Source organism: Candidatus Palauibacter sp., from assembly GCF_965216145.1.
Taxonomy (GTDB): Bacteria; Gemmatimonadota; Gemmatimonadetes; order Palauibacterales; family Palauibacteraceae; genus Palauibacter.
Window position 1 is genome coordinate 834,194 of sequence record NZ_OZ244149.1, and the last position, 13,235, is coordinate 847,428.

Sequence of the window (13,235 nt, forward strand, 5' to 3'; positions counted from 1 at the left end):
CGGACCCGCTCTGGCGTAGGGCGCGACGCCGGATAGCTTCGCGGCAGCCGACATCTTGCGCCTTTAGCGGCGGACCGCAGCCGCCGCGAAGGTCCGAATCCGGGAGACTCGCACGTCATGCACGCACCGATCGCCCCAATCGTCCGCGCAACCATCGCCTCGGCACTCGCCGGCGGCACCCTCATCGCCGCCGCCCCGTCCGGGCTGACCGCCCAGACGCCCGCCGAGGAGGTCCGGAGCCTCGCCGAACATCCCGCGGTGCGGCGGGCCTTCGGTTTCGTCGAGGGCGTCGATCCGAGAACGATCCGCGAACTGATCGAACTCACCCAGATACCGGCGCCCCCGTTCATGGAGGAAGCGCGTGCGCGGGTCTACGCGGAGTGGCTTCGCGAGGCCGGGGCCGATTCGGTGTTCATCGACGAGGAGGGCAATGCCGTGGCGATCCGCTTCGGCCGGGGCGGCAAGCGCGGGTCGACGGGGGACGGGGGGCGGAGGACCGTCGCCCTCTCCGGACACCTGGATACGGTGTTCCCGGAGGACGTCGACGTCACGGTCACACAGCGCGGGGACACGCTCTTCGCGCCGGGGATCGGCGACGATACGCGCGGTCTGATGGCGGTGCTCACCGTCCTCCGGGCGCTCGAGGCGAGCGGGATCGAGACCGAGGCGGACGTCCGCTTCATCGGGACGGTCGGGGAGGAGGGACTCGGCGACCTGCGCGGGATGAAGTACCTGTTCCGGGAGGGGGCGGACCCGATCCACGCCTGGATCGATGTTGACGGGAGCGGGCTGGGGAGAATCGTGAACAAGGGACTCGGTTCCCATCGCTTCCGCGTCACCTTCCGGGGACCCGGCGGTCACTCGTGGGGGGCGTTCGGGCTCGCGAACCCGGCCCACGCGCTCGGGCGGGCGATCCGCCACTTCCAGGATGTGGCGGACACGCTGACCCGGTCGGGGCCGCGCACGAGCTACAACGTGGGGCGAATCGGCGGTGGGACGTCGGTCAACGCGATCCCGTTCGAAACGTGGATGGAGGTGGACATGCGTTCGGTGAGCGAGGAGAGCCTCGCGCGCATCGACGCCGTCTTCCGGGACGCGATGCGGCGGGCGCTGGCCGAGGAGAACGCGCTGCGCCGCGACGGGCCCGAGATCGAACTCGAACTGGACCAGATCGGGGACCGGCCTTCGGGTGAGATCGCGGACGACCACCCGCTGGTCCAACGGGCCAGCGAAGTCGTGCGCCTGTTCGGTGGAGAGCCGCAACTCGCCCGTTCCTCGACCGACTCCAACATTCCGATCGCACTCGGGATTCCGGCGGTGACGATCGGGAGCGGCGGCATCGGGAGCGGCGCCCACTCGCCCGGCGAATGGTGGATCAACCGCGACGGCCACCTCGCCATCCAGGCGGGCCTCCTCCTCCTCGTGAGCGAGGCGGGGCTGGCCGAGCCCGTCCCCTGAAGGAGCCCAGGGCCGGCTTCGGTCTCCACACGGCGATCGCGGTCGTCGTCGCGAACATGGTGGGGACTGGCGTCTTCACCAGCCTCGGGTTCCAGCTCGAGAGCCTGCGGTCGGGCTTCGCGCTCATCATGCTGTGGGTCGTGGGCGGGGTGACGGCCGTGTGCGGGGCGCTCACCTACGCCGAACTCGGCTCCACGATCCGGCGGTCGGGCGGTGAGTACGCCTTCCTGTCCCACATCTATCACCCGGCGGCCGGCTTCGTCTCCGGGTGGATCTCGGCCACCGTTGGTTTCGCGGGCCCGACCGCGCTCGCCGCGATCACGTTCGGCACCTACCTGTCGTCGGTCTTCCCGGCGCTGCCGGCGCGCTGGCTGGCCGTGGGGCTGGTCGTGGTGCTGTCGCTCGTACACGGGAGCACGCACCGGACATCGGGCGGCTTCCAGCGCTGGACGACCACGCTCAAGGTCGCGCTCATCCTGGCTTTCTGCGCGGCAGGGGTATCGCTGGTCACCGAGTCGCAGCCTCTCGACATCCTGCCCTCGGCGGCCGGGGCGTCCAGCATCCTGTCGAGCGGGTTCGCGGTGTCGCTGATCTTCGTCTCCTACTCCTACTCGGGTTGGAACGCCGCGACCTACGTGACCCGTGAACTCCGTGACCCGCGCCGAATTCTGCCGCGCGCGCTCGGGGCCGGGACGCTGCTCGTCATGGTCTTGTACGTCGGCCTCAACTACGTCTTCCTGCGCGCCGCGCCCGCGGAGGAACTCGTGGGGCGGCTCGAGGTCGGCTACATCGCGGCGACGCACATCTTCGGGCCGCGAGGCGCCGACATCATGGGGATCACGCTCGCCCTGCTGCTGGTCTCCACCGTGAGCGCCATGGTGCTGGCGGGCCCACGGGTTCTGTACGCAATCGGAGGAGACCACCCGACGTTCCGAATCCTCAGGAAGCTCAATGCCCGGGGGATTCCGGCCGTGGCGATCTACACGCAGGGCGCGATTAGCCTCGCCTTCATCCTGACGGAGTCGTTCGAGACGATCCTCGTCTTCTCGGGATTCACGATGGGCCTGAACACGCTGCTCGCCACGGCAGGCGTGTTCGTGCTGCGGCGGCGAGGAGCGCCGGTGCCCGAAGGGGAAGCGGACGCCGGGCCAGACGCGGGACCCGGGCCCGAAGCCGACCCGCCCTACCGGACGTGGGGGTATCCGATCACGCCGCTGGTCTTCCTGTCGGTCACCGGCTGGACGCTGACGTACATCCTCATCGAGCGCCCCCTGGAGGCGGGGCTGGGACTCGGCCTGATCGCCGTCGGCCTCGCCATCTACGCGTTCACGCGCGGTCGCGACCGGGCGCTATCCCGGCTCCGCTGAGAGTAGCGCGCGCTTGACCGCTTCGGGCTCCTTTTGGATCAGGCGCAGAAGAGTCGCACCCGGACCGCTGACGCGCCGCGTTCCTTGCTCCCATTTTCGGTAACCGGAAAGACTCATTCCCATCAGTGGCGCCATCTGTGCCTGGGTCAGGTTGGCAGCCCTTCGAACCTCTCGCGGCACGACGGAGGTGTGCAGGGTACCGGGCCCCTCCCCCCTCGCGTGAGCGACAGCCTCGTTGAGCGACTGGATCAGTTCGTCGCCAAAGGTGGTCACTTGGTCTCCCTCCATGTGGCCTTGATCGCAGCGGCCAGAGCCGCGACCTGCCGCCGTTGGTCCGGTGTCAGATCGGTCTTCCCCGCCTTCGGATAGGCGAGCAGTGCGTAGATTGGCGCCGTGTCATCCAGAAAGTAGTAGATGACCCGGGCGCCGCCGCTCTTGCCCCTCCCTGAAGCCGCAAAGCGCAACTTCCTGACACCGCCCGTCCCGGGAATTACATCGCCCGCGAGCGGATTCTCCGCAAGGAAGAGGATCAGTTTGCGCTTCTCATCCTCCCGAAAGAGCTTATCGGCCTGACGGGAGAAGGTTGGGGTCTCGACGACCGTTATCATCGGTTCAACCATAACCCATTGGGGTACCTCTGGCAATCTTCGGCGTTCCTGGGAGGCACAGTTCGCGCGGGCCTTACGTTGAACGCCCGTAACGCTTCGACCCGGGATCTGCTGCTCGCGTTCGCGGCGGTGTACCTGGTCTGGGGATCGACCTATCTGGCGATCCGCTTCGGGGTGGAGACGATCCCGCCGTTCATCCTGGGCGGCGTCCGGTTTCTCACGGCGGGCCTCATCCTCACGATCGTGTCGCGCGTGCGGGGCGCGCCCGCCCCGAAGCCGGCGGAGTGGAAGGCCGCGACGATCTCGGGCGTGTTCATGGTGGTCGGCGGCAACGGGCTCGTGTGCTGGGCCGAGTTGTACGTGCCCTCGGGGCTGACCGCGCTGCTCGTGGCGACGGTGCCGCTGTGGCTCGTGGCGATCGCGCGGCTGGGGCCGGACCGCGAGGTGCCGCGTCCCCTCGAGATCCTGGGACTACTGCTCGGTCTCGCGGGCGTCGTCGTCCTCGTCACCGGTTCGAACGCGGAGATAGGGGTCGGCGGCGCGTCCTCGGAACAGGTGCTGCTGGGCGCCCTCGTCATCATCGTCGCCTCGTTGAGCTGGGCCGTCGGCTCGATGTACAACCGGCGGGCGGCCCTTCCATCGCCCCCGCTCTACGGAACCGGGCTCACGATGGTCGCGGGTGGCGCGGCGCTCCTGCTGATCGCACTCGGCGCCGGGGAGTTCGGCCGACTATCTCTCGCCGACATCTCGGCCAGATCGTGGTGGTCGTTGCTCTACCTGACGATGTTCGGGTCGATCGTGGCGTTCTCGGCCTACATGTGGCTCCTGCGCAACGTCCGGCCCGCGGCGGCCGGGACGTACGCCTACGTCAATCCGGTCGTGGCGCTGTTCCTGGGGTGGTGGCTGGCGGACGAGGCGTTCACGCTGCCGATGCTAGTGGGGACGGTGATCATCGTCGCGGCGGTCGTGCTGGTGCAGCGGGGGCGGGCGCCGAAGGGCGGCCCCAGGCCGGCGACCGTGCGGGCGCCGGCCTCGAGGTAGCCGCCCGGACGCGGATCAGAACGGCGGAGGGCCGCGCTGCTGCTGCTCGGCCACATACTCCCGGTACTTCTCCATCTGCTCGTCGGTCAGCACCTCGGCGAGCCGGGTTTCCGTCTCCTCCCGCATCTCCTGTATCATCGCCATCATGGCGTCCCGGTCCATCGAACCCCGCACCCCCTGGAAGCGCTCGCGGCGGCTCTCCACCTGCGCCTGGAGGATCTCACGGACCTTCACGACCTGCTCCTCGTCGAGTTCGAGCCGCTCCGTGAGCGCCGTCATCTGGTCGTCGAGGCTCATGGCGAAGCCACGGCCTCCCCGCTGAGCCTGAGCCTCCAGTGGCGCCGCGGCGGCGGCAGCGATCAACACGACAGCGAACGTCCCAAGCATCTTTCTCATCGAACTTCTCCCTTCGGACCTTTGGTTCGTGCATGCGTTCCCGAGTTCATGCGCTCGCGCATCGTGACGCGCCGCGCGTGGCCTCTTCCCACACGACACTCGCGGCCCCGCGAACGTTACCCACCCTTGCGCCGGGGGCTTGCGAGGCGCTCAGCTACGGATGGCCGGCACGCAGTGTCGGGCCGAAGCGCCGGACCGGACCGGCCTGATCAACCGGAGCAGCTGAATGGGGGTTCGTATGCGCGCTCGTCATCCATCCCGGGTTCTGTCCGTCTTCGCGACCGTTCTCCTTTCGTCCGCCTGTGGGCCGGAGGAGGGGGTCGAGCCAGCGGGGTCCGACGCGGGCGAAGTCGGGGAGTCCGGCGCCTCGGATGAGGCCCATGTGCGGGGGCACATCGCCGGGATGGCCGCCCATCACATCTGTGCCGGCGTGTTCGTCGTCGGCCGGGACTACGAACGCTCGGTCGAGGAGGTCGTGGCACAGGATATTCGGCGCTTCGACATCTTCAAATGGCAGGACGACTTCGAGTATGCGGTGAACTTCGAGACACGCACGGCCTCGGTGTCGGGTGATGGATTCGGGACCCGATCCGCCGAGTACAATGGGGACCAGGGCTGCACGGTCCTGCCGGCCGGACTCGACGATGTCGCGTACGAGCCGCGGGTCGTCGAGCGACGCAGCCCGGATCCCGAGGTAACAGCCTGGCCCACCGGCGATGTGGGCGCGTACCACGACCCGCCGCCCGCGGAAGTCGACATGGACGCGCTGGAGGTGGCGCTCGACTGGACGATGGCCCAGAGCGAGCACAACACCCGCGCGCTGGTCGTCATCTACGCCGGGAAGATCCTCGGCGAGCGCTACGCGCCCGGCTTCACGCGCAATACGCCGCAGATTTCATGGTCCCAGGGCAAGAGCGTCGCGGCTGCCCTCCTCGGCGCGGCGATAGAGGCGAGCCACCTGGAGGTTGGGCTCGACGACCCGGCCCCCGTCCCCGAGTGGCACGCCGAGGGAGATCCACGGCGGGAGATCCGCATCCGCGACGTGCTCAACATGAGTTCGGGGCTGGATTTCCTGAACCTCGGCCTTGGGAATGAGGATTCCTGGACGCACGCTAACGAACACTTCCGGATCTATTTCGAGGGCATCGACGTGTTCGAGCACGCCATCGATCAACCGATGGACCGCGCTCCGGGGGAGATCTTCCGCTACCGGAATTCCGACCCTCTCACGGCCAACCGCATCGTCCGACACGCTGTCGAGGCGCGCGGGGAGGAATGGCTCAGTTACCCCCAGCGCATCCTGTTCGACCGTATCGGGGCGCGGAACTACGTCCTCGAGACGGACGCCTGGGGCAACTTCATCATCACCGGCTACGATTACGGGAGCGCCTGGGACTGGGCCCGGTTCGGCCTCCTCCACCTGTGGGACGGGGTGTGGCCGACGCCGGACGGCGGCAGCGACCGCATCCTCCCCGAGGGCTGGGTCGACTTCGTCAGCGCGCCCGCCCCGGGGGCCGACCTCCTCAACTACGGCGGACTCTTCTGGCTCAATCGCGGCGGCTCGCTCCCGCGCGCGCCGGAGGACGCCTTCTGGTCCGCCGGGTTCATGGGACAGTACACGGTGATCATCCCGTCCCGGGACCTCGTGATCGTGCGGCTCGGGCCGAGTCCCGGCGACATCAGCGCGTATCTGTCCGACATCATCGGAGAGGTGACGGCGGCGATCGACCGCTAGCGCTAGCCGTGCGTAACAAGGACGTTGGTGATCCGTAACTCCACGAGGCGCTGGAAGGGAGTACGGCGTCCGATGGCCGCGTGCGCGCGTCTCGGCGGCATCGCGAGGGGCCACCCGAGGGAGCGCGACTTGAGGTTTCTGCCTGGGGGTTGTTGGCTGGAAGTCCCTGTGAAGCCCTATGCCAATTCAACATCACATTTTTGATTGGCCTAAGCCGACACAGGGGCACCGCTTCGAGCGGTACGCCGATCCGTTGTCGGTCAGGAGCTGGCCGATCTTCACCCCCTGCCGCTCGAAGTGTAGGTCTGCCGGATCCTCCGACGAGCAGAGTGTGAGGTCTTTGCCGGAAAGTCTCAGCCTACTCGTCGATCCGGTGAACAACCATCCTGAGATCCAGAGCTAGCGGCTGCCAGCCCGCTTTCTCGTCGCGAAATGGGAGTTCGCATGAGCGTTCGCATGGGAGTTCGTCCCCGGCATGTCACCATGGTCGCAGCGGCGACTGCCCTCCTGGCGCCGGGCTGTGCGCCGGAGCCGGCTCAGACGGAAGAAGACGAGGCCCACATACGCGGACACGTCGCCGGGATGGCCGCGCACCACCTCTGCGCCGGCGTCTTCGTGGTGGGCCGGGACTACGAGCGGTCTGTCGAGGAGGTCGTGGCGCAGGACATCCAGCCCTTCGACCGGTTCGACTGGCAGAACGATTTCGAGTACGCGGTAGACTTCGGGACGCGCACCGCCTCGGTCTCGGGAGACGGACTCCGCACGCAGTACGCCGAATACAACGGGGACCAGGGCTGCACGCTCCTGCCGACCGGGTTCGAGGATGTCGCCTTCGAGCCGCAGGCCGTCGAGCGACTCAGCCCGGATCCCGAGGTGACCGCGTGGCCCACGGGTGATTCAGGCGCAACCTACGACGCGCCGCCCGCGGAGGTCGACATGGCCGCGTTGGGAGCGGCTCTCGACTGGGCGATGGCCCAGAGCGAACACAACACCCGCGCGCTGGTGGTCGTCTATGCCGGGAAGATCCTCGGCGAGCGCTACGCGCCCGGCTTCACGCGCAACACACCGCAGATCTCGTGGTCCCAGGGGAAGAGCATCGCGAGCGCGCTCGTCGGGGCGGCGATCCAGGCCGGCCACCTCGATGTCGGACTGGACGATCCCGCGCCCGTGCCCGAATGGCAGGGAGCCGACGACCCGCGCCGGGAGATCCGCATCCGCGACCTCCTGAACATGAGTTCCGGGCTCGATTTCCTGAACCTGGGCTCGGATCTGGAACTCCGCTGGACGCACGCTCACGAACACTCCCGGATCTACTTCGAGGGCATCGATGTGTTCGAGCACGCCATCGACCAGCCAATGGACACCCTTCCGGGTGCGATCTTCCGGTACCGGAACTCCGACCCTCTCACCGCGACCCGCATCGTGCGGCAGGCGGTCGAGGCGCGCGGAGAGGACTGGCTCACCTATCCCCAACGGATCCTGTTCGACCGCATCGGGGCGAGGAACTACGTCCTCGAGACGGACGCCTGGGGAAACTTCATCATCACCGGCTACGACTACGGGAGCGCCTGGGACTGGGCGCGGTTCGGCCTCCTCCACCTGTGGGACGGGGTATGGCCGACGCCCGATGGCGGATCCGACCGCATCCTCCCCGAGGGTTGGGTCGACTTCGTCAGCACGCCCGCTCCCGGGGCCGAGCTCCTCAACTACGGGGGATTGTTCTGGGTGAATCGCGGCGGCGCGTTTCCGAGAGCCCCGGAGGACGCGTACTGGGCGGCTGGGGCCATGGGACAGTACACGGCCATCATCCCGTCCCGGGATCTTGTGATCGTCCGGCTGGGTCCGAGCCCGGGCGACCACGGCGCGTACATGTCGGACATCATCGGAGAGGTGACCGCGGCAATCGACCGGTAGCCGCCAAAGGAGGGTCGCATGCGCACTCATCATCCATCACGGATCCTGTCGGTACTCGCAACCGTGCTCCTGTGCTTCGCCTGCGGGTCGGGCGAAGAGGGTCAGGCCGCAGTGTCCGACGCTTCCGATGCGGCGCATGTGCGCGGGCACATCGCGGGCATGGCGGCCCACCACATCTGCTCGGGGGTGTTCGTCGTGGGCCGGGACTACGAACGCTCCGCCGAGGAGGTGGTGGCGCAGGACATCCGGCGCTTCGACATCTTCAAATGGCAGGACGACTTCGCGTACGCCGTGAACTTCGAGACCCGCACAGCCTCCGTTTCGGGAGAGGACTTCGGCACGCGATCCGCCGAGTACAATGGCGACCAGGGATGCACGGTCCTGCCGGCCGGGCTCGAGGACGTGACGTTCGAGCCGCAGGTGGTCGAGCGGCTCAGCCCGGATCCGGCGGTAACCGCCTGGCCCACGGGCGATGTCGATGCGTACCACGACCCGCCACCGGCGGAGGTCGACATGGCCACGCTCGACGCCGCCCTCGACTGGACGATGGCCCAGAGCGAGCACAACACCCGCGCGCTCATGGTCGTCTACGCCGGCAAGGTCCTGGGCGAGCGCTACGCCCCCGGCTTCACGCGGAACACGCCGCAGATCTCCTGGTCCCAGGGGAAGAGCATTGCGAGCACGCTGGTCGGGGCGGCGATTCAGGCCGGCCATCTCGACGCGGGACTCGACGATCCCGCGCCCGTCCCCAAATGGCAGGGGGATGGGGACCCGCGTCGGAAGATCCGCATCCGGGACATCCTGAACATGAGTTCGGGGCTCGATTTCGTGAACCTGGGCTGGCGGGACTCGCTGTCGTGGACGCACACCGACGAACACCGGCGCATCTACTTCGAGGGGATCGACGTGTTCGAGCATGCGGTCAACCAGCCGATGGACCGCGCTCCCGGTGAGATCTACCGCTATCGGAATTCCGATCCGCTCACGGCCAACCGCATCGTCCGCCAGGCGGTCGAAGCCCGCGGAGAGAACTGGCTAACCTACCCCCAGCGGATCCTCTTCGACCGTATCGGAGCCCGCAACTACGTCCTCGAAACGGACGCGTGGGGCAACTTCATCATCAGCGGCTACGACTACGGGAGCGCATGGGACTGGGGCCGGTTCGGTCTCCTCCATCTGTGGGACGGGGTGTGGCCGACTCCGGATGGCGGATCCGACCGTATTCTGCCCGAGGGCTGGGTGGAGTTTGTGAGCACGCCCGCTCCCGGCGCCGAACTCCTCAACTACGGCGGACTCTTCTGGCTCAATCGCGGCGGCGCTCTCCCCCGGGCTCCGGAGGACGCCTTCTGGGCGGCGGGGTTCATGGGACAGTACACCGTGATCATCCCATCCCATGACCTCGTGATCGTCCGGCTGGGGCCGAGCCCCGGCGACATCAATGCGTATCTGTCCGACATCGTGGGAGAGGTGACCGCTGCCATCGATCGTTAGCAGGCCGCCAGGGATCTGCCTGCCCGCTCCCTCTTCGCGCGAATCCGGCCTAATGTGTAGCCATTCTCTCCGACTCCTCGGGGGGGAGCCGACCACTCATCGTCCTCAGGAGGCGTCTGTGTACTCCGTGACCCGTTTCCGGAAGCTTCTTCCCGTCTTCCTCTCCGTCCTCATCCCAGTGTCCGCCGTCGCGCAGGACGCCGGGGGCGAGCTCCCGTCTATCGAGGAAAAAACGGCTTCGATGAGGGCCATCGACGGCTTCATCCCCATGTACTGGGAGGCGTCCAGCGGCAAGCTGTGGCTTGAGATATCGCGCTGGGACACGGATCTGCTGCACATGACGGGCCTCGCCTCCGGTCTTGGGTCGAACGACATCGGCCTCGATCGGGGGGCGCTCTCCGGCTCGCGCCTCGTACGCTTCCACCGGGTGGGGCCCAAGGTGCTGATGATCCAGCCCAACCTCGACTTCCGTGCGAGCAGCCCGAACCCGCGCGAGGTACAGGCGGTGACGGACGCGTTCGCCCCCTCCACGCTGTGGGGATTCACGGCGGGGGCGGAGACGGATGGGCGAGTGCTCGTTGACGCGACGGACTTCGTGGTCCGGGACATGATCAACTGGGCGCAGCGGCTGCGGCCGGGGACGTACCGTTTCGACGCGAGCCGGAGCGCGATCCACCTCCCGATGACGATGGGGTTCCCGGAGAACACCGAGATCGAGGCCTCCCTCACCTTCGTGCGCCAGCCGGGGGCCGGGGGCGGCGGCTTCGGCTTCGGTGGCGGAGGCGGAGCGTTCGAGGGGGTCGGAAGCGTGGCCTCGACCGGCGAGGCCGCGACAATCCGGCTGCATCACTCCTTTGTTCAGCTCCCCGAGTTGGGCGAATACACGCCGCGGGCGTTCGATCCGCGGGCCGGCTACGGAGCCATGAGCTTCGCGGACTACTCCGCGCCGCTGGGCGAGGACATGCGGCAGCGTTTCATTCGGCGGCACCGGCTCGAGAAGCGGGATCCGTCGGCGGCCGTGAGCGAGCCCGTCGAGCCCATCGTCTACTATCTCGACCCGGGGGCGCCGGAGCCGATCCGGACGGCGCTGCTCGAGGGGGCCCGGTGGTGGAACCAGGCCTTCGAGGCGGCCGGGTTCCGCGATGGGTTTCAGGTGGAGATGCTGCCGGAGGGCGTGAGTTCGCACGACGTGCGCTACAACGTGATCAACTGGGTGCACCGCTCCACGCGCGGCTGGAGCACCGGGGGGTCGGTCACGGATCCGCGCACGGGCGAGATCCTCAAGGGCGTCGTGACACTCGGGTCGCTTCGCTGGCGGCAGGACTACCTCATCGCCGAGGGTCTGCTCTCCCCCTACGCGAACGGCGACGAGGTGCCGGAGGACATCGCCGCGTGGGCGCTGGCCCGGATTCGACAGCTGTCGGCGCACGAAGTCGGGCACACGCTGGGTCTCGGCCACAACTACTACGACAGCAGCCGCGGCCGGATCTCGGTCCTGGACTACCCCCATCCGCTGGTGACTCTGGGGAACGATGGACGGCTCGACTATTCCGAGGTCTATGACGTGGACATCGGGGAATGGGACAAGGTCGCGATCACGTACGGTTACTCGGACTTCCCGCCCGGGACCGACGAGGCCGCCGAGCTGCAGCGGATCCTCGACGAGGCGTGGGACGAGGACATCATCTACTTCACGAACCAGGACATCGGGATCCACGCGCGCGCCGACCAGTGGTCGAACGGGGTGGACGCGGCGGCGGAACTCGACCGCATGATGGAGGTGCGGCGGCACGCGCTGGACCGATTCGGGGAGGCGGCGATCCGCGCAGGGCGACCGATCGTCACGGTCGAGGAGGCGCTGGTCCCGCTCTACATGCACCACCGCTACCAGGTGGACGCGGCCGCCTCGCTGCTCGGGGGGCTGGAGTACATCTACGCGTTTCGCGGCGACGGGCGGACGCCCATGCGGCGGGTGTCGGGCGACGCTCAGCGGGCCGCGCTCGATGCATTGGCCGCGACGCTGAGCCCGGCCGAACTCGCGATTCCGGTGGGGGTGCTGGACCTGCTGCCGCCCCGGCCGCCCGGCTTCGGTCGCTCCCGGGAGACGTTCCCGCGCTACACGGGACCGGCCTTCGATGCGGTCACGCCCGCCGTCGTGGCGGCCGACCACACCGTTTCTCGGGTGCTGCAGCCGGCGCGGGCCGCCCGATTGGTGGAACAGCACGCGCTCGACCCGGAGTTGCCGGGGCTCGACGAAGTCCTGATAGCGCTCGTCAACGGAGTTCGGCCCGCAGCGAACGAGACGCCGTACCACACGGAACTGCGGCTCGCGGCCTACCGCGTGCTCGTGGACCGAATCATGGCGTTGGCGGAAGGGGCTTCCATGCCGCATGTGCGGGCCATTGCGACGCGCCGCCTCGTGGAGCTTCGATCCGAGATGGCGGCGAACCCGCCGCCGGAGAGTGACGTGGCCTTCGTACACCTGGTCGACCGGGACATCGAGCGCTTCCTCGACAAGCCATCGTCACCGTACCAGATGCCAGGGACGCCGGGCGCGCCGCCGGGCGCCCCGATCGGGGAACCGGCCATGGAGTGGCTGGCAGGCGCAGCCTGGACCGCCGCCGGTCCTGCGGGCTGGGCAACGCGGTGGCTTGGTATCTCCCCTGACTGCGAGGCTGACCCAGGCGGTTTCTGACGGCGACGTTCCCGCGGGAACGCGGGGGGTGTGTCAGCGCGGGTTCCGGATAGCGCGGATCGCTTCCAGAACCTGCTGCTGATTCGTGCGCATGTCCGCCCGCATGTCGCTGACCGCCGTCGTCATATCCGAGCGGAGCCCCCCGATCTCGGCCGTCATATCCGAGCGGAGCCCCCCGATCTCGGCCGTCATGTCCGAGCGGAGCCCGCGCAGCTCCTCGCGGACCTCGCCGATAGCGGCGGTGAGCCGTTGGTCGACTCGCTCGATTCGGGTCTCCACGTGCTTCAGATCGTTGTTCCGGAGCTGGCCGATCGCCGCCTTCATGTCCGAACGGACCCCACCGATCTCGACCTTCATCTCCGTGCGCACGCCCGCGATCCCCGTCGCCATGTCCGTCCGAAGGGCCCGAATGATCCGCCAGAGTACGATGATTACGGAGGCACCGGTTCCGACAGCGGTTCCGGCGGCGGTAACGACCGCAAGGGCGACGTCGCTCATCGCGGCTCTGGAGTCTTCATCGGAATCAAGCC

The 13,235-nt window shown here is 68.2% G+C and carries 11 protein-coding genes; 7 read left to right on the forward strand and 4 right to left on the reverse strand.

Going from position 1 to position 13,235, the window contains the following annotated elements; translation table 11 throughout:
- Positions 1-117 precede the first annotated feature (117 nt).
- Both ACOOHF_RS03685 and ACOOHF_RS03690 read left to right on the forward strand, forming a co-directional pair.
- Positions 118-1,458 carry a M20/M25/M40 family metallo-hydrolase gene (locus ACOOHF_RS03685; RefSeq protein WP_420463419.1) on the forward strand — a complete coding sequence of 447 codons (1,341 nt, stop codon included), beginning with the start codon at positions 118-120 and terminating at the stop codon, positions 1,456-1,458.
- Entirely contained in the window at positions 1,455-2,825 is a 1,371-nt protein-coding gene (locus ACOOHF_RS03690; protein ID WP_419936855.1) for an APC family permease, read from the forward strand. The genes ACOOHF_RS03685 and ACOOHF_RS03690 overlap by 4 nt, the downstream gene beginning before the upstream one ends.
- On the opposite strand, the gene ACOOHF_RS03695 is transcribed toward ACOOHF_RS03690, so the two are convergent.
- Positions 2,808-3,113 (reverse strand): helix-turn-helix domain-containing protein, encoded by a 306-nt coding sequence (locus ACOOHF_RS03695; protein WP_419936108.1) that lies wholly within the window; start codon positions 3,111-3,113, stop codon positions 2,808-2,810. The genes ACOOHF_RS03690 and ACOOHF_RS03695 overlap by 18 nt on opposite strands.
- On the reverse strand, positions 3,095-3,433 hold the full coding sequence (locus ACOOHF_RS03700) for a type II toxin-antitoxin system RelE/ParE family toxin (protein ID WP_420463420.1): 339 nt from the start codon (positions 3,431-3,433) through the stop codon (positions 3,095-3,097). Before ACOOHF_RS03700 ends, ACOOHF_RS03695 begins: the two co-directional genes overlap by 19 nt.
- Positions 3,434-3,511: 78 nt before the next feature.
- Here ACOOHF_RS03700 and ACOOHF_RS03705 point away from each other — a divergent pair, with 78 nt between their 5' ends.
- Positions 3,512-4,474: an EamA family transporter gene (locus ACOOHF_RS03705; protein WP_420463421.1), complete on the forward strand. Its 963-nt coding sequence runs from the start codon at positions 3,512-3,514 to the stop codon at positions 4,472-4,474.
- 15 nt (positions 4,475-4,489) lie between these two features.
- Here the strand turns inward: ACOOHF_RS03705 and ACOOHF_RS03710 are convergent, their stop codons facing one another.
- Positions 4,490-4,870, reverse strand: coding sequence for a hypothetical protein (locus ACOOHF_RS03710; protein ID WP_420463422.1), 381 nt, complete (start codon positions 4,868-4,870; stop codon positions 4,490-4,492).
- A 226-nt stretch (positions 4,871-5,096) separates the two neighbouring features.
- Between ACOOHF_RS03710 and ACOOHF_RS03715 the strand changes: the two genes are divergently transcribed.
- The 4 genes from ACOOHF_RS03715 (at position 5,097) to ACOOHF_RS03730 (ending at position 12,705) form a co-directional block, all read left to right on the forward strand.
- Positions 5,097-6,605 carry a serine hydrolase domain-containing protein gene (locus ACOOHF_RS03715; protein WP_420463423.1) on the forward strand — a complete coding sequence of 503 codons (1,509 nt, stop codon included), beginning with the start codon at positions 5,097-5,099 and terminating at the stop codon, positions 6,603-6,605.
- Between the two features lie 444 nt (positions 6,606-7,049).
- The gene (locus ACOOHF_RS03720; RefSeq protein ID WP_420463424.1) at positions 7,050-8,519 is read left to right on the forward strand and encodes a serine hydrolase domain-containing protein; all 1,470 of its coding nucleotides are present in this window, start codon (positions 7,050-7,052) and stop codon (positions 8,517-8,519) included.
- Positions 8,520-8,537: 18 nt separating this feature from the next.
- Entirely contained in the window at positions 8,538-10,010 is a 1,473-nt protein-coding gene (locus ACOOHF_RS03725) for a serine hydrolase domain-containing protein (protein WP_420463425.1), read from the forward strand.
- Positions 10,011-10,137: 127 nt separating this feature from the next.
- On the forward strand, positions 10,138-12,705 hold the full coding sequence (locus ACOOHF_RS03730) for a zinc-dependent metalloprotease (protein WP_420463426.1): 2,568 nt from the start codon (positions 10,138-10,140) through the stop codon (positions 12,703-12,705).
- Positions 12,706-12,738: 33 nt separating this feature from the next.
- Here the strand turns inward: ACOOHF_RS03730 and ACOOHF_RS03735 are convergent, their stop codons facing one another.
- Entirely contained in the window at positions 12,739-13,203 is a 465-nt protein-coding gene (locus ACOOHF_RS03735; protein ID WP_419936101.1) for a hypothetical protein, read from the reverse strand.
- Positions 13,204-13,235 lie beyond the last annotated feature (32 nt).